A 22,324-nucleotide genomic window follows, 5' to 3' on the forward strand; every position below is an offset into this window, starting at 1 on the left:
CCCGGCCGCAACCACGCTCAGGCGGGCTCGGTGACGAAGTCGATCAGGCGTTCCATCGCGTTGATCAGCGGGGTCTCCACGTCGGCGAAGCTGTCCACCCGGGACAGGATGTGCCGCCACATGTCGGCCGGCTCGGCGACCCCGAGCGCGGCGCAGACCCCCTCCTTCCACGGCTGCCCCGGCGGCACCACGGGCCACGCCCGGATGCCCAGCGCCGCCGGCTTGACCGCCTGCCACACGTCGACGTACGGGTGGCCGGTGACCAGCACGTGCGGGGAGGTCACCTTCGCCACGATCCGGCTCTCCTTGGAGCCGGGGACCAGGTGGTCGACCAGCACACCGAGGCGGCGACCCGGGCCGGGGGCGAACGCGCGCACCTCGGCGTCGAGGGCGTCGATGCCGTCCAGCGGCTCCACCACCACACCCTCGATCCGCAGGTCGTCGCCCCAGATCCGCTCGACCAGGGCCGCGTCGTGGACGCCCTCCACCCAGATCCGGCTGGCCTTGGCGACCTGGGCGCGGACCCCGTCCACGGCGATCGAGCCGGAGGCGGTGCGCCGGCGGGCCGCCGGGACGGGGGCGCGGGTCGGCCAGCGCAGCGTCACCGGCTCCCCGTCGAGCAGGAACGCCGCCGGCAGCAGCGGGAAGTTGCGCCGCCGGCCGTGCCGGTCCTCCAGCACCACCGCGCCGGCCTCGAAGCCGACCACCGCGCCGCAGAAGCCGGAGTCGGCGTCCTCGACCACGAGGTCCGGTTCGGCGTCCACCTCGGGGGTGACTTTCCGTCGCCGCCAGTCCCCCGCCAGCACGTCGTCCGCATACCGCCGCCCCATGGAGATCACGCTAATCGCCCGCCCCCGCGTCCGCACCCGACACGCCGCGACGCCCCCGGCACGCCGATCGTGCCGTCGCGGCGCCCGCACACGCCGCGCGGTTCGGCGTTCCGCCCACACCACCGCTTGATCGACAGGCAATGGACGGGCGGAGCGGCAGTCGAGACAGGGGCGGCGATGACCACGTACCCTTTCGGCATGTCCACCCCCGCAGCGGGCGCGGCCACTCTCGCGCCGCGCCGGTCCAGCCGGTTCGTTGCCTGGGTGCGCGCGTGGCGCGCCGGGCTGGTGCCCTTCGACGAGGTCGCCGAGGCCATCGCCGGCGACGAGGAGCACCTGGTCGCGGACGCGCCCGGCACCTGGACCGACGTCCCGCTGCCGCAGGCGCTGCCCACCCTGGCGAAGCTCTCGCCGGACGAGATCCGCCTGGTGCTGCCCGCACCGGGCGATCCGCGCGGGCTGCCCGGCCCGGGCGACTTCGCCGGCGCGGCGCTGCTGGCCGGCGAGGCGGTCGTCGCGGGCAGCCTCGGCCTGATCCCGCGCGTGCGCACGCACACGTCCGGCTCCGGCGACACCTTCGAGACGGTGCTCTGGCGGGTCTACCCGCTGCCGGCCGACGCCCCGGCCGCGTCGCTCGCGCTGCCCGGCGCGGCCGAGGCCGAGGCGGAGCTGGCGGCGGCCCTGCACCACACCACCGCCGCGCTGACCCGGCTGGACGTCGCCCAGTGGCGACCCGAGCTGGCCGGGGCACTGGAGGAACTGCGCCGGCCCAACGGCGCCACCGACCTGCCGCCCGGGTTCGACCCGCGGGCCCGGCGGCTCTTCGCCCGGGCCGCCGTGCTCGACCGGGTGCTCGCCCTGGCCGGGCACGCCGCGCCGGGCGGCGCGATCAACAACTACGAGGCCCAGCAGCGCGACGCCGCGCTGCGCCCGCTGACCACCGCCTGCCGGCAGGCCCTGGTGGCCGCCTGCAACGCCCCGCTGCGCCCCTGACGCCGGGCGGGCGTACCGCTGCGGGCGGGCGTACCGCTGCGGGCGGGTGGCCGGCCTCGGGCGCGCGGCGGCCGCGCGTCAGACCTCGTCGACCAGGTCGGCCACCGAGTTGACGATCCGCGACGGGCGGTACGGGTAGCGCTCCGCCTCGGCGCGGCTGCTGATCCCGGTCAGCACCAGGATCGTCTCCAGGCCGGCCTCCAGCCCGCAGAGGATGTCGGTGTCCATCCGGTCGCCGATCATGGCGGTCGTCTCGGAGTGCGCGTTGATCGTGTTCAGCGCCGAGCGCATCATCATCGGGTTGGGCTTGCCGACGAAGTACGGCTCCACCCCCGTCGCCTTCGAGATCATCGCGGCGACCGAACCGGCGGCCGGCAGCGCGCCCTCCACCGACGGCCCGGTCACGTCGGGGTTCGTGCAGATGAACCGGGCCCCGTCGTTGATCAGCCGGACGGCCTTGGTGATCGCCTCGAAGCTGTAGGTGCGGGTCTCCCCCAGCACCACGTAGTCCGGCGCGTAGTCGGTCAGCACGTAGCCCACCGCGTGCAGCGCCGTGGTCAGCCCGGCCTCCCCGATCACGTACGCGGTGCCGTCCGGTCGCTGGTCGGCCAGGAACTGGGCGGTGGCCAGCGCGGACGACCAGATGGCGTGCTCCGGCACGTCGAGGCCCATCCGGCTCAGCCGGGCCTGCAGGTCCCGCGGCGTGTAGATCGAGTTGTTCGTGAGCACCAGGAACGGCTTGCCCGAGGCGCGCAGCCGGGAGACGAACTCCGGCGCGCCGGGCACGGGCTGGCCCTCGTGCACCAGCACGCCGTCCATGTCGGTCAGCCAGCTCTCCACCGGCTTGCGGTCCTGCATCTTGACTCGTTCCAGGGGTGTCGGGGCCGCCGGCGGAGCCGGCGCGGCGGTCAGGAGTCGGGATTCCAGGGTGGTCGGCGGCCGTCACGAGTCGGGCCGCCGAGGCCGGGGGCGGCGGTCAGGAGCCGGGCCGCCCCGGGATCGGGGCGACGGGACGGCGGGCGGGGACGCAGCACACCGTCGGGCAGGTGTCCCACATCGGCAGGTCACCGAGTCGGCGGCGCAGGGTCACCCCGTCCGGCTCGGTCCGCTCCCGGACCAGCTCGCGGACCATCGCCACGAACCGCGGGTCCGTGCCCGGGGTGGCGGCCCGGACGAAGTCCAGGCCGAGCTGCCTGGCCGTCTGGCGCGCCTCGGTGTCGAGGTCCCACACCACCTCCAGGTGGTCGGAGACGAACCCGATCGGACTGACCACCACGCCGGTGGTGCCGGCCTCGGCCAGCGTGCCGAGGTGGTCGTTCACGTCCGGCTCCAGCCACGGCACGTGCGGCGGGCCGGAACGGCTCTGCCAGACCAGGTCCCAGGGCAGGTCCGGGGCGGCCGCCACGTGCACCAGCCGGGCCACCTCGGCGAGCTGCGCCTCGTACCGGCCGCCGTGGGGGCCGGCGGTGGCGGCCATCGAGTTCGGGATCGAGTGGGCGGTGAACACCAGCCGGGTGCTGTCCCGCTTCGCCGGGTCGAGCTGCGCCAGCGCCGCCCGTACCGCGTCGACGTGCGGCTCGACGAACCCGGGATGGTCCCAGAACTGACGGATCTTGTCGATCAGCGGGGCGTCCGGGCCGACCGCCGCCCGGGCGGCGGCGATGTCGTCCTGGTACTGGCGGCAGGAGGAGTAGCCGCCGAGGGCGCTGGTGACGAACGCCAGGGCGTGCCGGACGCCGTCGTCGCGCATCCGCGCCACGGTGTCGGCGAGCATCGGATCCCAGTTCCGGTTGCCCCAGTAGACGGGCAGGTCGAGGCCGTGGGCGGCGAAGTCCTCCCGGATCGCCGCGAGCAGCTCGCGGCACTGCTGGTTGATCGGGGAGACGCCGCCGAAGTGCTGGTAGTGCTCGGCGACCTCCGCCAGCCGTTCCGGCGGCACGCCCCGCCCCCGGGTCACGTTCTGCAGGAACGGCATCACGTCCTCGGGCCGCTCCGGCCCGCCGAAGGACACCAGGACCACCGCGTCGTACGCCATGGGGGCCATTCTTCCCGGTCGGCGGTCCCCGCCGGGCAAGGGCCCCTCGCCTGCCCGGTCAGGAGGCCTCTGCCTCACCGGAGGTGACGGCAGGGGCCTCCTGACGCCTCAGGCGCCGATGGCGTGGTAGCCGCCGTCGACGTGGACGATCTCGCCGGTGGTGGCCGGGAACCAGTCGGACAGCAGCGCCAGGCAGGCCCGGGCGGCCGGCTCCTGGTCGGTGAGGCTCCAGCCCAGCGGCGCACGCTCGGTCCAGGCGTCCTCGAACTGCTCGAAGCCCGGGATCGACTTGGCGGCGATGGTGCGCAGCGGCCCGGCGGCGACCAGGTTGCTGCGGATGCCCTGCTTGCCCAGGTGCAGCGCCAGGTAGCGGGAGGCCGACTCCAGCCCGGCCTTGGCCACGCCCATCCAGTCGTAGACGGGCCACGCCTTGGTCGCGTCGAAGGTCAGGCCGACCACCGCGCCGCCGGCGGACATCAGCGGCAGCGCCGCCATGGCCAGCGACTTGTACGAGTACGTGGAGACCTGCAGCGCGGTCGCCACGTCCTCCCAGGGCGCGTCGAGGAAGCCGCCGCCGAGGCAGCTCTGCGGGGCGAAGCCGATCGAGTGCACCACCCCGTCCAGCCCGTCGACGTGCTCGCGCACCCGGTCGGCGAGCCCCGCGAGGTGCTCGGCGTTGGCCACGTCCAACTCGATCACCGGCGCCGGCTCGGGCAGCCGCTTGGCGATCCGCTCGACCAGGGACAGCCGGCCGTAGCCGGTGAGCACGACCTGCGCCCCGTTCTCCTGGGCGAGCTTCGCCACCGAGAAGGCGATCGAGGCGTCGGTGATGACGCCGGTGACGAGCAGCCGCTTACCGGCGAGCAGTCCGGACATACAGGGATTCCTCCGTAGTTCTTCAGTGACCGCTGTCAGTGACCCATGCCGAGGCCGCCGTCGACGGGGATGACGGCGCCGGAGATGTAGCCCGCGGCGTCCCCGGCCAGCCAGGTGACCGCGCCCGCGACCTCGTCCGGCTGCGCGAAGCGGCCGGCGGGGATGACCTTGCGGTACTCGGTCTTGCGGTCCTCGGGCAGCGCGGCGGTCATGTCGGTCTCGACGTAGCCGGGCGCGACCACGTTGGCGGTGATGTTGCGGCTGCCCAGCTCGCGGGTGATGGAGCGGGCCACGCCGACCAGTCCGGCCTTGCTCGCCGCGTAGTTGACCTGGCCGGGGCCGCCGTAGAGGCCGACCACCGAGGAGATGAAGATCATCCGGCCCCACTTCGCGCGGAGCATCTTGGTCGAGGCGCGCTTGGCGCACCGGAACGCGCCGGTCAGGTTGGTGTCCAGCACGCGGGTGAACTGCTCCTCCGACATGCGCATCAGCAGCGTGTCGTCGGTGATGCCGGCGTTGGCGACCAGCACCTCGACCGGCCCCAGCTCGGCCTCGATGGCGGTGAAGGCCGCGTCGACCGAGTCGGAGTCGGTGACGTCGCAGCGCACCCCGAACAGCCCCTCGGGGGCGTCGCCGCTGCGGTGGGTCACCGCCACCCGGTCGCCCTGCTTGGCGAAGGCCTGCGCGATCGCCAGGCCGATCCCCCGGTTGCCGCCGGTCACCAGGACGGTACGGGCCACGGGTCCCCCCTCTGTTCAGTGATCTCCCGGTCGGTCGGAGCCTAGGCGTTACCGGCAGGTAAGCGCTAACGGCGGGCACGTCAGGCCGGGTCACGACGCACGGATCGCCCGTCCCCGGCCGCGTCGCGCCGCTCGCCGTCGTCGAGCGGGTCGCGCTCGTGCGCCAGCCGGGTGCCGCCGGGAGCGGGTCCGCGCGGTGGAGCCCTGTGGGCGGACCGCCGGCAGACAGTCGCCGCCCCCGCGTGAGGGCGGCGACGGCGGCGGCCCGAGCCGGACGGGCGGTCGACCGGAGCCGATGGGCCGAGTGCGGCAGCGGACGCCGGCGGGTGTACGATCATCCGCGTTTGCGGGCCGATCGCGGCCCGCGTTCCGGGCCCCGCCGACCGCAGGAGGTGATCGCTGTGCGAGATAGCGATCCTCCGAGTCGTGGCCGGGCCGTCCGTCAGCCCCGCTGAGCCACGACTCAGCAGGTGAGCTGACCCAGCTTCGCTCCCCGCGCCCGCCCGGTCTCCGGCCCCACGCCGGGTGACCGCGCCGTGCCGCCCGCCGGGAGCCGCCCCCGGTCACGACTTCTGTGTGCGCGTCCTGATCCACCCCTGTGGTCCGCTCCCCGCTCGCGGACCGTCCAGTCGCCACCCGGAGCCGTCCATGAGCCGCTACGTCGCCCCGCTGGGCTTCACCCTCGCCGCCGTCTGGGTGGCCGTCATCTTCGTCCTCGCCGGCCACTGACACCCGCCGCCGGCCGGGGTCGTCCGCCCCGGCGGTCGGCACCGGCCACCCGCCGCCCGTCGTCCTCGTCGGTGCCGGCGCGACCACCCGGTGCCGCCCGTCGTCCTCGGCGTGCGGCGTGGCCACCGGCAGAGTCGTCGTTCGCGCCGGCGGCGGGCGTCGACCGCCCGCCGCCGGCGTCCCGGGTGTCAGAGCATGCGGGAGGACCACAGCAGGCTGAGCGCGCCGGCGCACAGCGCCAGCAGCAGGGCCACGCCCGCGTACCACTGGGTGACCTCGCGGGGCTCCGTCCGGAACCCGATCGAGCTGCCCATGTCCTGGTAGACCTGCTTCAACTCGCTGACCGAGGCCGCCTCGTAGAAGTAGCCCTCCGTGGCCTCGGCCAGGTCGGCCAGGGCCAGCCGGTCCACCGGCACCCGCTGCAACTGCCCGCCGATGTCCACCTGCCCCGAGTCGGTGCCGAAGGCGATCGTGGAGACCGGCACGTTGGCCGCCTGCGCCGCCGAGGCCGCCTCCTCCACCGACCGCCCCGAGGTGCGGTAGCCGTCGGAGAGCAGCACGATGCGGGCCGGCGGGATCTCCGCCGCGCCGTCGGCCGGCACCGACCGGATCGCCTCCAGGCAGGTGAAGACCGCCTCCCCGGTCGCCGTCGCCTCGGCCAGCACCAGCCCGTCGATCGCGCTGGTCACCGCCTCCCGGTCCTTGGTCGGCGGCACCAGCACGTTCGCCGCCTTGGCGAACGAGACCAGCCCCAGGTTGTAGCTCTCCGGCAGCTCGCCGACGAACTGCTTGGCCGCCTCCTGCGCCGCCTCCAGCCGGTTCGGCGCCACGTCGTCGGCCTGCATGGACAGCGACACGTCGATGGCCAGCATCACGGTGGCCCGCTCCAGCGGCTCCCGGGTGTCGACCGCCGGCCGGGCCAACGCGGTCGCCAGCACCAGCAGGCAGAGCAGGAACGCGGTCGCCGGCACGTGCCGACGCCAGCCCAGCCCCTTCGGCGCCAGGGTGCGCAGCAGGTCCACGTTGGTGAACCGCATCGCGTACGCCCGGCGGTTGCGCTGCCGCCAGACGTAGAGCGCGGCCAGGGCCAGCACCGGCAGCACGGCGAGCAGCCACCACGGTTGCAGAAAACGAATCATCGTGTCGTCCCCCTGGTGCGGGCGTGCCGCTGCGCGGCCACGAAGCGCACCATGTCGAGCAGCCAGTCTCGGTCCGTACGCAGCCGCAGGTGGGCCGCGCCCGCGCCGCGCAGCGCGGCGGAGATCTCCGCCCGCTGGGCGGTCGCCGCCTCGGCGTAGCGGTGCCGCAGCAGCGGGTCGGCGGTCTGCACCTCGTGCAGCCCGCCGGTCTCCGGGTCGACCACCGGCAGCACCCCGACGTCGGGCAGCTCCAGCTCCCGGGGGTCGACCACCTCGATCGCCAGCAGGTCGTGCCGTACGCGCAGCTTGCGCAGCGGCCGGGCCCAGCGGTCGGTCGGGGCGAGGAAGTCGGAGATGACCACCGCCACCCCGCGCCGCCGGGGCGGCCGGTTGAGCATGTCGACCAGCGTGCCCAGGTCGCTGCGCCCCGGACGGATCTCGGTGCCGGCGATCGCCCGCAGCAACGCCTGGGCCTCCTTGCGGCCGGAGCGGGCGGGCACCCGGGTGAACACGTCCGGACCGGGTACCGGCGGCGCGCTCCGCCACCGGCGCGCCGGGGCGCTCGTGCCGCCACCGCTGCCGATCACGGCGCCGATCCGGTTGCCGCCGCGCACGGTCAGGTGGGTCAGCGCCGCCGCGGCCGCCACCACGACGTCGCGCTTGAGCCACCGGCCGGTGCCGAAGTCCAGGCTGGCCGAGAGGTCCACCGCCAGCCACGTCTCCAGTTCGCGGTCGGCCACCGTACGCCGCACGTGCGGCATCGTCGTGCGGGCGGTGACCGGCCAGTCCATCCGGCGTACGTCGTCGCCGGGGCGGTACTCGCGGGACTCCCCCGCCTCACTGCCCGGGCCCGGCAGCAGACCGGCGTAGTCGCCCTGGAGCAGGCCGTCGAGTTTGCGGGTGACCAGCAGTTGCAGCCGCGACAGGACGGCTTCGGTGCGGTCCGAGGGGGTGTCGGCGGGCCGCCGGACGGGTGAGGTCACGGCCGCTGCCCGGGCCAACCGGCGCCCGGCGGCGCGGCGGTCGGCGTCGGTGTGGCCTGCTGACGGGGCGCGACCGAGGGCAGCGGGATGGTGGACATCACCCGGTGCACGACGTGGTCGGCGGGCACGTCGTCGGCGAGCGCGTCGTAGCTGAGCACCAGCCGGTGACGCAGGATGTCCGGCGCGATGTCCTGCACGTCCTGCGGCAGGGCGTAGTCCCGGCCCCGCAGCAGCGCCAGCGCGCGGGTCGCCCGGACCAGGCCGAGCGAGGCGCGCGGGCTGGCGCCGTACTGGATGAGCTGGGCGACGTCCGGCATCCCGTGCTCCGCCGGGGCGCGCGTGGCCAGCACCAGCCGGACCGCGTAGTCGACCAGGGCGTTGTGCACGAAGACCTGGTCCGCCTTGTGCTGGAGGGCGACCAGGTCGGCGGTGGTGAACACCGGCGCCGGCTCCGGCGGGGCGACCCCCATCCGGTAGACGATCTCCCGCTCCTCGGCGTCGGTCGGGTAGCCGACGAGGATCTTCATCAGGAAGCGGTCCCGCTGCGCCTCGGGCAGCGGATAGACCCCCTCCTGCTCGATCGGGTTCTGCGTCGCCATCACCAGGAACGGGTTGGGCACCCGGTGCGTCTCGCCGCCGATCGAGACCTGCCGCTCGCTCATCACCTCCAGCAGCGCCGACTGCACCTTGGCCGGCGCCCGGTTGATCTCGTCGGCGAGCAGGAAGTTGACGAAGACCGGGCCCAGCTCGACGTCGAACTTCTCGCTCGACTGCCGGTAGATGCGGGTGCCCATGATGTCGGCCGGCACCAGGTCCGGGGTGAACTGCACCCGGGCGAAGGAGCCGCCGACGACCCTGGCGAGCGTCTCCACGGCGAGCGTCTTGGCCACCCCCGGGACACCCTCCAGCAGGCAGTGGCCCCGGGCGAGCAGCGCGACGAACATCCGCTCCACCATCCGGTCCTGCCCGACGATCACCCGCTTGATCTCGAACAGCGCCCGCTCCAGCAGGGTCGCGTCCTCGGCCGGCGTGGTCACCGGCGCGGGTGTCTGCGGGCCCGTCCCGTTGGGCGTCGGGGCGTCGGGCGTGGTCGGCTGGGCCACCGGTCCTCCACAGCATGATCGGTTGTCGTGCGGCGTGGTGCGTATCAAGACTCGCATGCCCGGCTGAGTGCCGAGGTGGGGAGAACCCGATTATCGCCGCGCCGTCCCGAGTCGCCGGATCGCCGGCCTGCCCACGCCGTCCCACGTCGCGGAATCGCCGTTCACGGGTGGACACGGACGGCCCCGGCGTGTGTACGATTCACCCCGTCGCCGGGCGGCTCCCCCCGTGGCCGCCCGGCGCTCAATCTTCGGCCCTCCCGCCGCCCTAGACTGGGCGGGATGAGCGAGCCCCTTCCCGCCGACGAGCCGCTGATCTGCTCGTCCCGCGGCTGTCGTGCCCCCGCCCGGTGGGCGCTGCGGTGGAACAACCCCCGGCTGCACGACACCGACCGGCGCAAGACCTGGCTGGCCTGCGCCGAGCACCGCTCCTCCCTCGGCGACTTTCTGGACGCCCGCGGGTTCCTGCGGGAGGTCGTACCGGTGGTCGGATCGCCTACGCTCGAAGGGTGAGCGCGCACAACGGATTCCCCCGGTGAGCGGTGACGGATTCGCCGGCCCGCCGCCGGCACCGCCCCGCCCTCCGGCGGGCCCCCTGGAGCCGTGGCCGGACACCGTCCGCTGGCAGCCGATCTCACCCGACCTGATCTGGGTGGAGCTGCTCCGGCTCGCGACGGTGCTGGTCGTCGTCCTGCTCGGGCTGGGCGTCGGCTGGGCGCTCAGCGGGGCCTGGCCGTTCGGCGCGGCGGGCGGCGCGGTGCTGCTGCTGGGCGCCCTGCGGGTCGTGACCATCGTCCGCGCCGTACGGGCCTGGGGGTACGCCGAGCGGGAGGACGACCTGCTGGTCCGGCACGGCCTGCTGGTGCGGCGGCTCTCCATCGTGCCGTACTCGCGGATGCAGTTCGTGGACGTCAGCGCCGGACCGCTGGAGCGGGCGTTCAACCTGGCCACCGTCCAGTTGCACACGGCCGCGGCGGCCAGCGACGCCCGCGTGCCGGGGCTGCGCCCCGCGGAGGCGTCCCGGCTGCGCGACCGGCTCACCGCGCTCGGCGAGGACCGGGCGGAGGGGCTGTGAGCGACCCGGCCGGCCGCGCGACGGACCGGACCGAGCCGACCCGGGTGGAGCCCGGCCTCCGGCCGGCGGCGATGCCACCCGCCGCGCAGGGCCCTGCCACGGCACCCGGACCGGCGCCGGACGCCCCGCCCCCGCCCGCCGGCCCCGCGCCGGACATCCCGCACGGACTCGCGGGCCCGCCGGCCGGGCCGGGCACGGTGCCGGCGCCGGACGCCCCGCCCCCACCGCCCGGCCCGCCGGCGCCTCCCCCGGTCGCCGGACCGGTGCCGGGTGGTACGGCGCCGGAGCACGCCGAGCCCCGGCAGCGGCTGCACCCGCTCAGCCCCGCGCTGCACGGGGCCAAGTCGCTGGTCGTGGTGATCGCCGGCCTGTCCTGGTCGACCCTCTCCCGGGTCGGCTTCGGCTGGTTCGCCCTGATGGCGGTCGTGCTGGCCCTGGGCGCCACCGTGCTCGCGGTCGTCAGCTGGTACCACACCGGCTACCACGTGGTCGGCCGCGAACTTCGGGTGCACGAGGGGCTCCTCTGGCGGCGCACCCGGGCGATCCCGCTGGAGCGGCTCCAGGCCGTCGAGGTGGTCCGCCCGCTGCTCGCCCAGCTCACCGGCCTGGCCGAGCTGCGGCTGGAGGTGGTCGGCGGCGGCAAGACCGAGGCGCCGCTGGCATACCTGAGCGTCGCCGACGCGACCGCGCTGCGTTCGCGGCTGCTCGCCCTCGCCGGGCGGGCGGCCGCCGGCCAGACCGCGCCGGCGCCGGCCGGGGCGACGGCGGCGACCGGGGCGGGCCCGGTCGAGGCGCCCGCGCCGCCCGGCCGGCCGCTGCACACCGTCGCGAACAAGGACCTGCTGGTCAGCCAGCTGCTGACCCCGCAGGCCTTCATGATCCCGTTCGGCGTGGCGTTCGTGCTGGGGCAGTTCCTCTCCGAGGACTCGTGGTCGTTCATCGCGGTGGCGAGCACCCTCACCGCCATGGCCGGTGTACTGCTGCAACCGGTGCGCCGGGTGCTCGACGACTGGAGCTTCCGGCTCGCCCGGGACGAGGGCACGCTGCGGATCCGCAACGGGCTGCTGGAGACCCGCGCCCAGACGGTCCCGCTGGACCGGGTACAGACCGTCGGGGCGACCTGGCCGCTGCTGTGGCGGGTCAAGGGGTGGCTGCGGCTGCGCCTGGAGGTGGCCGGCTACTCCGCCGGCGAGAGCGACGACCGCAACCGGCCGGACCGCCTGCTCCCCGTGGGCGACCTGCCGACCGGCGAGGCGATCGTGGCCGAGGTGCTGCCCGGGGTGCGCCTGACCACGCTGCCGTTGACCCCGCCGCCGGAGCGGGCCCGCTGGCTCAACCCGCTGAGCCGGGGCGTGCTCGGCGCCGGCCTCGACGCCCGGGTCTTCGCGGTCCGGTCCGGCCTGCTCACGCGGCAGGTGGCGCTCGTGCCGTACGCCCGGATCCAGAGCGTGCGGGTGGTGCAGGGGCCGGCGCAGCGGCGGCTGCGGCTGGCGACGGTGCACGCCGACACGGCCGGCGGCGCCGGCGCGGCCGCGCGGGACCGGGACCTGGCCGAGGCGTGGGCCCTGGCGGCGGAGCTGACGGCCCGGGCGCGCGCCGCCCGGCACGCCGGCTGACCGCGTCCCGCGTCGGCGCTCAGCGTGTCGCCGGCACCGCCGGCGGCTCGGCGGACGCGGGCGGGTCGGTCGGCTCGGGGTCGCCCTCCGCCACGGCCCGGCGGGCCCGGCGGGCCGCCCACCAGCGCTCCGCCAGGCCGACCACCAGGAAGGTCATCCCGACGTACGCCCAGCCGACCAGCACGTCGATGACGTAGTGCTCGCCGCTGTAGACCAGGGTGAAGGTCATCGCCAGCGGGTACGCCAACAGCAGCGGCCACCAGCGACGACGGGTCTGCCGGAGGAAGAACAACACCACGAACAGGGCGAACGCGGTGTGCAGCGACGGCATGGCGGCCACCGGGTTGGAGGCGATCTGCCCGGCGTTGAGCAGGTTGCCGGCACCGTGCATGCCGAACGCCTTCCAGCCCCGGGTGGAGATCCGCGCGACCTCCTCCAGCAGCCCGTTCTGCGCCGCCCACCAGGGCGGGGCCGCCGGGTAGAGGAAGTAGGTGACGAGGCCGGTGGCGCACAGGAAACCCCAGCGACGCATGAACGCCGCCCAGCGCCCCCGGTCGCGCAGCCAGAGCACCGCCGCGGCGGCCAGCGCCACCACGAAGTGGGAGAAGTAGACCCAGCTGACCAGGACATCCCACCAGTGCACCTCGGGCCGGTAGAGGTGCTGCTGGAGCCAGACCGTCGGCACCTCGCCACCGGTCGCCCAGCCGAACATGACCCGGTCGGCGACGATCAGCTCGTACGCGTGCGGGGTCGCACCGTTGTCGGCGAAGCCGCGGGAGAGGTTGTAGACCGCGAGCAGCAGCACCACCGGCACCCAGTCCCGGGCGAAACGCAGGTGGCTGCGCCACGGCCGGCTGCTGTTCCAGGCGACCGTCGCCGCCCAGATCCAGAGGAACGCGTACGCCGGGTCGGTCGGCAGGCCGATGCCGAGCCAGCCGGCGACGAAGGCGACCCCCCAGACGGTCATCGCGACCACGCGACGACGCCCGCCGTCGGGCGAGGCGGGCGGGCCGGTCCGGGCGGGGGGCTGGGGGTCGGTCGCGACAGACATCGCGGTCAAGGTTAACGGCGCGGACGGCATCGACCGACGCCGACCACCCGCCGCGCCGCCCGGGGCGCGGCGGGTGGTCGGCCGGTGGTGGACGGCGCGCGAACCTCGGACCGGCGCTCCCCCCGGAACCGGTGAACGCTATCGAGGCGAGTGCCAGGCCGGCCGTCACCGCGAGTCGACGCAGCGTCGGCGCGGCACGGACGCCCGCCGGCCCCGGCCCGCCTCGTCTAGGCTTTGGCCATGCAGGAGCAGCCGGAGCCCGCCCTGACGCCGGGCCTGACCGCCCGGGTGGAGCTGACCGTCGCCGACACGGACACCGCCCAGGCGGTGGGCTCCGGGGACGTGCCGGTGCTGGGCACGCCCCGGGTGCTCGCCCTCGCCGAGGCGGCCACGGTGGCGGCCACCGCCCCCCGGATGCCCAGCGGGTCGACGACGGTCGGCACCCGCGTGGAGCTCGACCACCGCGCGGCCACCCCGGTGGGGCGGACGGTGGTGGCGCAGGCCCGGCTGGCCGCGGTCGAGGGGCGACGGCTGCACTTCGAGGTGAGCGTGCACGACGGCGACGAGACGGTCGCCGAGGGCCGGGTGGAGCGGGTGCTGGTCGACCGGCAGCGCTTCGTGGAACGCGCGGCCCGGTCGTCGTGACCGGCCGCTTCGTGCAGGTCGCCGACGGGGTGCACGTGCTGCGCGAGCCGCTGCTGCACGTCAACGTCACGCTCGTCGTCGGCGACGGGGCCGCGCTGCTGGTCGACACGCTCTCCACCGCCGGGCAGGCCGCCGAGCTGGCCGCCGCCGCCCGGACGGTCACCACCCACCCGTGGACCGTGGTCAACACCCACCACCACTTCGACCACTGTTTCGGCAACGCCACCCTCGCCGCCGACCCACCCCGCCCGGTGTACGCGCACGAGGTGGCCGCCGAGGCGATGCGCGAGGAGGCGGACCGGCTGCGCCGGGAGGCGTACGCGGAGATGCGCGACGAGCACCCCGCGCTGGCCGAGGAACTGGCCGGCACCGCGCTGCTGGCGCCGACGCACACCGTCCACGACGAGACCGTCCTCGACGTGGGCGGCCGGCGGGTCGTGCTGCGCCACCCCGGTCGCGGGCACACCGCCGGTGACCTGGTGGTCCACGTACCGGACGCCGACGTGCTGGTCGCCGGGGACCTGGTGGAGCAGAGCGGGCCGCCCGCCTTCGAGGAGTCCTACCCGTTGCAGTGGCCGGACACGGTGGCCGAGCTGCTCCGGATGACCACCCCGACCACCGTCGTCGTGCCGGGGCACGGCGACCCGGTGGACGCCGCGTTCGTCCGCACGCAGCACGAGCAGCTCGTCGAGCTGGCCTGGCTCATCCGCGCCGGGCACACCGGCGGCGCCCCGCCCGAGCGCGTCGCCGCCGAGGCGCCCTTCGGCGCCCGGCCCGCCCTGCACGCCGCCCGCCGCGGCTACGCCGAACTCGACGGCACCGCCTGACCCCTCCCCCGCACCGCACCCGCACCCGCACCCGCACCCGCAGATCTTGCAGTTGTCGCCCCGGCAGAAGCGGCATATCCCCCAGATCCCGGGCACAAAGTGCAAGATCGCGGGGAGAAGAGGGTGAGGGGGGGTCAGCGGGCGAACCGGTCGAGGACCTCGGCGCGGGTGGGCATGGCGGTCGCGCCGCCGGGCGACTCGCAGACCAGACCGGCGACCCGCAGCGCGAAGGCCACCCGATCATGCCAGCCCGCCGGAACGGTGGGCTCGCCGTCGACCAGCAGGTCCGCGACGAGCGCGCCCATCACCGCGTCACCGGCGCCGGTGGCGTCCACCGCGTCGACCTTCGGGGCGGGCACGCGTACCGGATCGGCGCCGGCCGCGGCGACCACCGCGCCGGCGGCGCCCAGGGTGACCACGGCGGTCCCGGCGCCCAACTCCCGCAGGTACGCCGCCACCCCCTCCTCAGGCTCACCCGGATAGAGCAGCTTGGCGTCGGCGGCGCTCAGCTTGACCAGGTGGGCGCCGGCGGCGAACTCGGCCACCACCTCCCGCAGCCCGGCCAGCGCCGCCGGCCCGTCGAGCAGCCGGTGGCGGACGTTGGGGTCGAAGACCCGCAGGCTGCCGGCCAGCGCCCAGGCCCGGCGCGCGGCGGCCAGCACCGGCGGCTGGAGCAGCACGACCGAGCCGCAGTAGAGCACGTCCGCGCCCGCGACCAGGTCGGCGTCCAGGTCGTCGGGGCCGAGCAGGCCGTAGGAGGGCGGCTGCCCGTAGAACCGGAAGTCGGGCTCCGGGCCGGCGAAGGTGGCCACCGCCAACGCGGTCGGGGCGGGGACCGTGACCGCGCCGGCCAGCCCGACGCCGACGCCGCTCAGGAAGTCGCGGATCCGCCCGGCCAGGACGTCGTCGCCGAGCGACCCGACGAACTGCACCGCGCCGCCGAGCCGGGCGACGGCGACCGCCACGTTCAGCGGCCCACCGCCGATGGCCTGCCGGTAGACCGGCTCCCCGTCGCACTCGGTGTCGAGCAGGTCGACCAGTGCCTCGCCGAGCACCACCGCGTATCCCATCTCCGGCCTCCGTCCGTGCCCGCGCCCACCGCATTTCGTCGCACCAGGCTGGCACAGTAGCGCCATGACGAGCGCCGAAGTCACCGTATTGGCCTACTGGGCGGCGCTGGAGGCGAGGGACTGGGACACCTTCGGCGGGCTGCTCGCCGACGACGTGGTCTACCACCTGCCGCAGACCCGGGAGCGGATCGTCGGCCGGGAATCGTTCGTGCGGTTCAACCGGGAGTACCCCGACGGCTGGCACCTCGCGGTGACCCGGGCAGTCGCCTCCGGCCGACACGCCGCCACCTGGATCACCTGCGCCTACGAGGGCGCGGAGCTTCCCGCCACGAGCTTCTTCGACTTCGACGACGCCGGTCTCGTCCGCGAGGTCACGGAGTTCTGGCCGGAGGCCTACGAGCCGCCGCCCGGCCGCGAGCACCTCGCCGAGCGTTACTGACACCCGGAAAAGGGCTGTCGCGCGTCATCCCGCCGCCTGGTGGGTCGGCGCACGCCGGAAGTGAGCAAGGGGTTTGCGTCGTCCGGGAACGCGTCCGGCGACGCAAACCCCTTGATCCACACGGGCGGGAGCGGACTGCGGCGCGGGCCAAGGCCGCCCGAGGCGCCCGGGTCAGCGGACCATGGAGCCGACCACGGGCTTGGTGAGCAGGGCGGACTGGTTGCGCTGGATGCCCGGGTCGAGGGTCTTGGCGACGAAGATCGCGTGCCAGATGCAGAAGATCAGCACCGTCCACACCTTGCGGGAGTGGTCGGCCTCCTCCCGCTTGTGCTCCTCGAGCAGCCTCATCGCATACGACAGGTCGATCAGCTCGCCCGCGCCGGAGTTGGACAGCACCCAGCGGGCCCACTCGTACATCTCGCCGCGCAGCCAGACCCGGGTGGGGGTCGGGAAGCCGAGCTTCTTGCGGTTGACGATGGCCGGCGGCACCACGCCCTGGAGGGCCTGACGCATCGCGTACTTGGTGGCGTCGGAGCGCGGCGGCAGCTTGAGGTCGACCGGGATCCGCGACGCCACGTCGAAGACCTCCCGGTCCAGGAACGGCACCCGCACCTCCAGCGAGTGGGCCATCGAGATCCGGTCGGCCTTGACGAGGATGTCGCCGCGCAGCCAGGTGTAGAGGTCGACGTACTGCATCTTGGTCACGTCGTCGAGTTCGGTGCACTCCGCGTAGATCGGCGCGGTGACGTCGGTGTAGCGGACGGAGGGGTCGTAGCGGCGCAGCAGGTGCTGCTTCTCCTCCTCGGTGAACATCCGGGCGTTGCCGTAGTAGCGCTCCTCGATCGGGGTGGTGCCGCGCTCCAGGAAGCTCTTGCCCTTGACGCCCTGCGGGATCGCCTTGGAGACGGCCCGCAGCCCCTTCTGCACCCCGCCGGGCAGCCCGTTGACCGAACTCAGCGACAGCGGCTCGCGGTAGATGGTGTACCCGCCGAAGAACTCGTCGGCGCCCTCGCCGGAGAGCACCACGGTGACGTGCTCGGCGGCCTTCTTGGCCACGAAGTAGAGGGGCACCAGCGCCGGGTCGGCCACCGGGTCGTCCAGGTGCCAGACGATCTTCGGCAGCGCATCGATCATGTCCTGCGGCCCGATCTTCGTCGGGATGGTGGTCACGTCGAGGTGCCGGGCCGAGTCCTGGGCGACGTCGATCTCCGAGTAGCCCGGGACGTCGTAGCCGACGGTGAAGGTGAGGATGTTCGGGTTGAACTCGCGGGCCAGGGCCACCACGGCGGTCGAGTCGATGCCGCTGGAGAGGAACGAGCCGACCGGCACGTCGGAGCGCATGTGCATCCGGACGCTCTCCCGCAGCGTCTCCCGGATCTCGTGGTAGAGCCGCTGCTCGTCGGCGACCGGGGTGGGCCGGAACACCGGCCTGTACCACCGCCGCACGTCGATCCGCCCGCCCGGGGTCCAGGTGAGGTACTCGCCCGAGCCGATCCGGTTGATCCCCTTGTGCAGGGTGCCGGGCTCGGGCACGTACTGCAGCGTCAGGTAGTGGCTGAGGTTCGCGGTGTCGATGCCGGCGTCGCCCTGGTAGCTGGAGTGGGCGAAGGGCAGCAGCGCCTTCTTCTCCGAGGCGAGGTAGAGGCCGTCGGCGGTCTCCAGGTAGTGCATCGGCTTGATGCCGAAGTAGTCCCGGCCGCCGAACGCGCGCCGCTCCTGCCGGTCCCAGATGACGAAGGCGAACATGCCCCGCAGCCGGGTGAGCACCTGCTCGCCCCAGTAGTGGTAGCCGGCGACGATCACCTCGCCGTCACCGGCGGTGGCGAACTGGGCGCCGAAGTTCCGGATCAGCTCCTCGCGCAGCTCGATGTAGTTGTAGATCTCGCCGTTGAACGTGAGCAGGTAGCGCCCGCCCGCGTAGGGCAGCGGCTCGTGGCTGGAGGCCACGTCGATGATCGCCAGCCGCTTGTGCGCGAACACCCCGTCCGCGTACCGGCCGGAGGCGTCGCCGACCACCTCGACACCGGTCTCGTCCGGTCCGCGGTGGTGCAGGCATTCCAACGCCCCGGCGATGTTGTCGCGGTGGGCGGCGGCGTCGCCGCGCGCGCTGAAGAAGGCCAGGAGTCCGCACATGGTGGTCATCTTTCCACGCGTCCCGGGCGGGCGTCGCGGCACCGCAGGCTCTCCCGCCCTCCAGGCGGGCACCCGGCGGCGGGCGGGCGGGCCGACACGCAGGCCCGGCTGCCCACGCGCGTGGGGGCTACCGGGACGGCCCGGCTGCCCACGGGTGTGGGGCCTACCGGGACGGCCGGGCCGACAGGGCGCGGGGTACCGTCAGGACCAGCAACGACGCGGAGGGAGCGGAGCATGACCGAGGAACGCACCGACAACAAGCCGGCGGACGGCACCGAGTCGCACGACCCGGAGTTCCCGGAGGCGTTCCTGACGTTCATGCGGCAGGGCTGGCACGACACCACGCTGCCGGTCGGCCCGCGGCCGGAGGTGCCGAACTACGCCAAGCGCCGTGCCGCGCTCTCGGCGGCGTTCCCGGGCGAGACCCTGGTGATCCCGACCGGTGGCGAGAAGGTACGCGCCAACGACACCACCTACCCGTTCCGGCCGGGCAGCGACTTCGCCTACCTGACGGGCGACCACGATCCGGACAGCGTGCTCGTGCTGCGGCCGAACGGATCCGGCCACGACGCCACGTTGTACATGCGGCCCCGGTCGTCCCGGCAGAACGACGAGTTCTTCCGCAGCCGGCACGGCGAGCTGTGGGTCGGTCGGCGGCACACGCTGACGGAGAAGTCGACCGAGCTGGGCCTGCCGACCGCCGACCTGACCGAGCTGGACGCGGCGCTGGCCGACCTGGCGCCGGGGCGTACCCGCGTGCTGCGCGGCTTCGACGCGCGGGTGGACGCGGCCGTGCGCCCGTACGACGGTCCCCGCGCGGAGGGCCAGCCGGCGCGCGACTGGGAGCTGGCGGTCACGATCGCGGAGCACAAGCTGGTCAAGGACGAGTGGGAGATCGCCCAGCTCCAGGACGCGATCGACGCCACCGTGCGGGGCTTCGAGGACGTGGCCCGGGTGCTGCCGGCGGACCGGGGCGTCTCCGAGCGCCTGCTGGAGGGGGTGTTCGCCCTGCGCGCCCGGCACGACGGCAACGACGTCGGCTACGGCTCGATCGTCGGCGCGGGCGAGCACGCGACGATCCTGCACTGGGTGCACAACAACGGCGCCACCCGCCCGGGTGAGCTGCTGCTGATGGACATGGGCGTGGAGAACCGCAACCTCTACACCGCCGACGTGACGCGGGTGCTGCCGGTCAACGGCCGGTTCACGCCGTTGCAGCGCCAGGTCTACGACGTCGTGCACACCGCGCAGCAGGCCGGCATCGACGTGATCAAGCCGGGGGTCAGGTTCCGCGACGTGCACCTGACCTGCATGCGGGCCCTCACCGAGGGCCTGGCCGACCTGGGCCTGCTCCCGGTGAGCGTGGACGAGGCGATGGACGAGAAGTCGACGATCTACCGACGCTGGACGCTGCACGGTTTCGGCCACATGCTCGGCATCGACGTGCACGACTGCTCCGACGCCCGCAAGGAGAAGTACCGGGACGGCGTCCTGGGCGAGGGCTACGTGCTCACCGTCGAGCCGGGGCTCTACTTCCAGCCGGAGGACGAGCTGGTCCCCGAGGAGTTGCGCGGCATCGGCGTGCGGATCGAGGACGACATCCTGGTCACCGCCACGGGCGCGGTCAACCTCTCCGCCGGGCTGCCGCGCGGGGCCGACGAGGTGGAGACCTGGCTGGCCGAGCAGCGCGAGGCGGGGCCGCGCCTGCCGGGCTGATCCGAGGGTACGACCACACGACGGGCCCCGCCCGCCGGCACGCGACGTTTAGACGTCGCGTTCCGGTGGGCGGGGCCCGTCGGCCTTTGCCCTGGTCAGAGCCCAATTCACCCGGCCACCCGGTTGCCCCCGTTCCCTGCCGGATCCGAGGCGAATGTGGGCTTTTTTCAGATACGTCCTTCTCGCGAGGATCCTTCTCATACGGTGGTCATCAGAGGCTGCAACCTATTTGTAGCTGGTCGCTCCGCTTCGGGCGGTGCGGCCCCCTTGGTAGCAGGAAAGGGCGGAAGGCTCTGATGTCCGATGACGTAACGACACCTGACGGTGGCCCGCCCGCGGGCACACCGACGCGGGGGCGGCGCAAGCTCTGGGTTGCCGCCGGCGTGGCCGGGCTGACCGGCGTCGTCGGCCTGGCGGCGCTGGGTGGCCTGGCCTCCAGTGACGACAAGTCCGGCGACACCGACCGGCTCTCCGACGCGCGGTCGACGGCACCCAGGCAGAACGTCAGCGACGCCGGCAAGGCCGACGAGGCCGGCGGCGAGAAGACCGGCCAGGGCGAGGACGACTGGAGCGGCCAGGGCGACCGGAAGCACGACGACCGGGAGAAGGAGGTGCCCTGCGACACCGACAAGCTCATCCAGGCGATCACGGACGCCAACAAGAAGGACGGCGCGACGCTGAGGCTCGCCAAGCACTGCACCTACGAGCTGACCCGCAGCGAGCACGGCAACGGCCTGCCGGTGATCAAACAACCGATCGTCCTCAAGGGCGACGACACCAAGATCGTCCGGGCGGCCGACACCGAGCGCTTCCGGATCCTGAACGTCGGCAGCAGTGGCCACCTGACGCTGAAGAACGTGACCATCAAGGGCGGACAGACCGTCGCCCGCAAGATGGCCCCGCCGCCACCGCCCGTGGCGACGTTCGGGCTGTCGGGCTCGACCCCTGCCGCTGCGACCCCGGCCCGGCCGGCGATGGCGGCGCCCACGCCGTCGGCAGCCGCACCGGGGACGCCGGCCACTCTCGCCGAGCCGGCCACGGCGGAGGTGCAGGCCGACGGCACGGCGACGGCCGCGCCCGGGGTGGTCAGCGCCGACGGAGCGGGCCTCCTCGTCCAGCGAGGCGGCCATGCCGACATCGAGCACAGCACGTTCAAGCAGAACCAGGCGGGCGGGAACGGCGGGGGGATCGCCAACTTCGGCACCACGAACATCCGCCACACGTCGGTGGAGAACAACAGCGCCGACGGCTTCGGCGGCGGCATCTTCAACGTCGGGGTGCTGCGGCTCGAGGAGTCGAAGGTGACGTACAACAGCGCCGGGCTGGGCGGCGGCGGCATCGCCAACGGCACGAGTGCGAGCGGCAGCACGGCCGACGGCGGCACCGTCTGGGTGTGGAAGAGCACGATCAGCCACAACCGGACCGCCGGCCTCGGCGGGGGCGTCTTCGACAACGACGGCGAGACCACGATCACGCAGAGCCACATCACCGACAACGTCGGCCGCACGGACGTCGGTGGCGTGATCGCCCTCCACGACAGCAGGCTGAGCCTGGAGCACGTCGTGGTGGCGAACAACCACACCGAGGGCGAAGGCGGCGGCGTCGGGGTCGGCAGGGACTCCCACGCCGTGATCGAGAACAGCGTGATCAGGGAGAACGTCGCCGAGGGGTTCGGTGGCGGTGGCGTCTACACCGACGACTTCGCCACCACCGTCCTGCGGGACACCGAGGTCGTGGCGAACCAGGCGGTCAGCCCGGGCGCGGTGGGCGGCGGCATCGTGAACGACTTCGGCACGACGAGACTGGTCGGGACGAAGGTGGCGCACAACGTCGCCACCGAGCCGCCGGGCGGCATCTGGACCAACAACAACCGCGTCTTCATCGACCGGAAGTCGGCCGTCACCGACAACCGGCCGACGAACTGCCAGGGCAGCCCGGTCATCCCGGACCGCTGCTTCGGCTGAAAACCGGACCGCACCACCACATAGCGAGGGCTCCTCCGCGCCGCCCCGGCGGCCCGGAGGAGCCCTCGCCCATCCGCCTGGGCCCTCTTGACCGTTCCCGCGCCGATCTGGACGGTCTGCGTCGACTACGTACCGTAGCCGAGCGCCTCCCCTACCGGCACCAGTGCGAGCGATCGGCCCGCCCGGGTCGTCCACACCGCGCACGAGGGGCCCGTACCGAATGTGGGGTTCTTTCGGATATGCCTTCGAGGTGAGGAAGATTCTCATACTGTCGGTTCGGGAGCTACAACCGATTTGTAGCAGGGGGCGCTCGCCTGTGGCGTCGCGACCCTGTCTGGTACTAGGAGAGGGCAGAGAGCTCCG

At 74.0% G+C, this 22,324-nt stretch carries 21 protein-coding genes; 10 read left to right on the plus strand and 11 right to left on the minus strand.

From position 1 onward, the window contains the following. Positions 1-17: 17 nt before the first annotated feature. Entirely contained in the window at positions 18-830 is an 813-nt protein-coding gene (locus ABT006_RS28570; protein ID WP_350711394.1) for a DUF3097 domain-containing protein, read from the minus strand. A 198-nt stretch (positions 831-1,028) separates the two neighbouring features. Between ABT006_RS28570 and ABT006_RS28575 the strand changes: the two genes are divergently transcribed. Further along, positions 1,029-1,823: an Rv1486c family protein gene (locus ABT006_RS28575; RefSeq protein WP_350711395.1), complete on the plus strand. Its 795-nt coding sequence runs from the start codon at positions 1,029-1,031 to the stop codon at positions 1,821-1,823. 78 nt (positions 1,824-1,901) lie between these two features. Here ABT006_RS28575 and ABT006_RS28580 read toward each other — a convergent pair whose 3' ends face one another. The 4 genes from ABT006_RS28580 to fabG form a co-directional block, all read right to left on the minus strand. Beyond that, positions 1,902-2,681, minus strand: a complete 780-nt coding sequence (locus tag ABT006_RS28580; protein ID WP_350711397.1) for an HAD-IIA family hydrolase — start codon at positions 2,679-2,681, stop codon at positions 1,902-1,904. 118 nt (positions 2,682-2,799) lie between these two features. After that, entirely contained in the window at positions 2,800-3,858 is a 1,059-nt protein-coding gene (locus ABT006_RS28585; protein WP_350711398.1) for a ferrochelatase, read from the minus strand. 108 nt (positions 3,859-3,966) lie between these two features. Next, complete coding sequence (gene fabI, locus ABT006_RS28590; RefSeq protein WP_350711400.1) at positions 3,967-4,734, minus strand: enoyl-ACP reductase FabI; 768 nt, start codon at positions 4,732-4,734, stop codon at positions 3,967-3,969. A 35-nt stretch (positions 4,735-4,769) separates the two neighbouring features. Next, entirely contained in the window at positions 4,770-5,474 is a 705-nt protein-coding gene (gene fabG, locus ABT006_RS28595) for a 3-oxoacyl-ACP reductase FabG (RefSeq protein WP_350711402.1), read from the minus strand. A 576-nt stretch (positions 5,475-6,050) separates the two neighbouring features. On the opposite strand from fabG, the gene ABT006_RS28600 reads away from it, so the two are divergent. Then, positions 6,051-6,203 carry a hypothetical protein gene (locus ABT006_RS28600; RefSeq protein ID WP_350711404.1) on the plus strand — a complete coding sequence of 51 codons (153 nt, stop codon included), beginning with the start codon at positions 6,051-6,053 and terminating at the stop codon, positions 6,201-6,203. 188 nt (positions 6,204-6,391) lie between these two features. Here ABT006_RS28600 and ABT006_RS28605 read toward each other — a convergent pair whose 3' ends face one another. Genes ABT006_RS28605 through ABT006_RS28615 form a run of 3 tightly spaced genes read right to left on the minus strand, consistent with a single transcriptional unit; the run spans position 6,392 to position 9,428 of the window. Beyond that, positions 6,392-7,342: a VWA domain-containing protein gene (locus tag ABT006_RS28605; protein WP_350711405.1), complete on the minus strand. Its 951-nt coding sequence runs from the start codon at positions 7,340-7,342 to the stop codon at positions 6,392-6,394. Further along, a complete protein-coding gene (locus ABT006_RS28610) occupies positions 7,339-8,343 on the minus strand; it encodes a DUF58 domain-containing protein (RefSeq protein ID WP_350711407.1) in 1,005 nt (334 codons plus the stop codon). The genes ABT006_RS28605 and ABT006_RS28610 overlap by 4 nt, the downstream gene beginning before the upstream one ends. Then, positions 8,322-9,428, minus strand: a complete 1,107-nt coding sequence (locus ABT006_RS28615) for an AAA family ATPase (RefSeq protein WP_350684013.1) — start codon at positions 9,426-9,428, stop codon at positions 8,322-8,324. The genes ABT006_RS28610 and ABT006_RS28615 overlap by 22 nt, the downstream gene beginning before the upstream one ends. Positions 9,429-9,707: 279 nt before the next feature. Between ABT006_RS28615 and ABT006_RS28620 the strand changes: the two genes are divergently transcribed. From ABT006_RS28620 to ABT006_RS28630, 3 genes are all read left to right on the plus strand, one after another. Next, positions 9,708-9,938 carry a hypothetical protein gene (locus ABT006_RS28620; RefSeq protein ID WP_350711409.1) on the plus strand — a complete coding sequence of 77 codons (231 nt, stop codon included), beginning with the start codon at positions 9,708-9,710 and terminating at the stop codon, positions 9,936-9,938. Between the two features lie 22 nt (positions 9,939-9,960). Then, positions 9,961-10,500 (plus strand): PH domain-containing protein, encoded by a 540-nt coding sequence (locus tag ABT006_RS28625; protein WP_350711411.1) that lies wholly within the window; start codon positions 9,961-9,963, stop codon positions 10,498-10,500. Positions 10,501-10,571: 71 nt separating this feature from the next. Continuing rightward, complete coding sequence (locus ABT006_RS28630) at positions 10,572-12,116, plus strand: PH domain-containing protein (protein WP_502891036.1); 1,545 nt, start codon at positions 10,572-10,574, stop codon at positions 12,114-12,116. Positions 12,117-12,135: 19 nt separating this feature from the next. Here the strand turns inward: ABT006_RS28630 and ABT006_RS28635 are convergent, their stop codons facing one another. Further along, the gene (locus tag ABT006_RS28635) at positions 12,136-13,167 is read right to left on the minus strand and encodes a phosphatase PAP2 family protein (protein WP_350711415.1); all 1,032 of its coding nucleotides are present in this window, start codon (positions 13,165-13,167) and stop codon (positions 12,136-12,138) included. A gap of 240 nt (positions 13,168-13,407) precedes the next feature. Between ABT006_RS28635 and ABT006_RS28640 the strand changes: the two genes are divergently transcribed. After that, complete coding sequence (locus tag ABT006_RS28640; RefSeq protein WP_350711417.1) at positions 13,408-13,812, plus strand: thioesterase family protein; 405 nt, start codon at positions 13,408-13,410, stop codon at positions 13,810-13,812. Beyond that, positions 13,809-14,639: an MBL fold metallo-hydrolase gene (locus ABT006_RS28645; RefSeq protein ID WP_350711419.1), complete on the plus strand. Its 831-nt coding sequence runs from the start codon at positions 13,809-13,811 to the stop codon at positions 14,637-14,639. Before ABT006_RS28640 ends, ABT006_RS28645 begins: the two co-directional genes overlap by 4 nt. A 134-nt stretch (positions 14,640-14,773) precedes the next feature. Here ABT006_RS28645 and ABT006_RS28650 read toward each other — a convergent pair whose 3' ends face one another. Further along, positions 14,774-15,709, minus strand: coding sequence for a PfkB family carbohydrate kinase (locus ABT006_RS28650; RefSeq protein WP_350711421.1), 936 nt, complete (start codon positions 15,707-15,709; stop codon positions 14,774-14,776). Positions 15,710-15,773: 64 nt separating this feature from the next. Here ABT006_RS28650 and ABT006_RS28655 point away from each other — a divergent pair, with 64 nt between their 5' ends. Next, positions 15,774-16,148, plus strand: coding sequence for a nuclear transport factor 2 family protein (locus ABT006_RS28655; RefSeq protein WP_350711423.1), 375 nt, complete (start codon positions 15,774-15,776; stop codon positions 16,146-16,148). 171 nt (positions 16,149-16,319) lie between these two features. Here ABT006_RS28655 and asnB read toward each other — a convergent pair whose 3' ends face one another. Continuing rightward, complete coding sequence (asnB, locus tag ABT006_RS28660; protein ID WP_350711425.1) at positions 16,320-18,281, minus strand: asparagine synthase (glutamine-hydrolyzing); 1,962 nt, start codon at positions 18,279-18,281, stop codon at positions 16,320-16,322. 234 nt (positions 18,282-18,515) lie between these two features. On the opposite strand from asnB, the gene ABT006_RS28665 reads away from it, so the two are divergent. Continuing rightward, the gene (locus ABT006_RS28665) at positions 18,516-19,997 is read left to right on the plus strand and encodes an aminopeptidase P family protein (protein ID WP_350711427.1); all 1,482 of its coding nucleotides are present in this window, start codon (positions 18,516-18,518) and stop codon (positions 19,995-19,997) included. Positions 19,998-20,293: 296 nt separating this feature from the next. Further along, on the plus strand, positions 20,294-21,961 hold the full coding sequence (locus ABT006_RS28670; protein WP_350711428.1) for a right-handed parallel beta-helix repeat-containing protein: 1,668 nt from the start codon (positions 20,294-20,296) through the stop codon (positions 21,959-21,961). Positions 21,962-22,324: the final 363 nt, after the last annotated feature.

Source organism: Micromonospora sp. NPDC002717 (assembly GCF_040295705.1).
In the GTDB taxonomy this organism is placed as follows: Bacteria; Actinomycetota; Actinomycetes; order Mycobacteriales; family Micromonosporaceae; genus Micromonospora.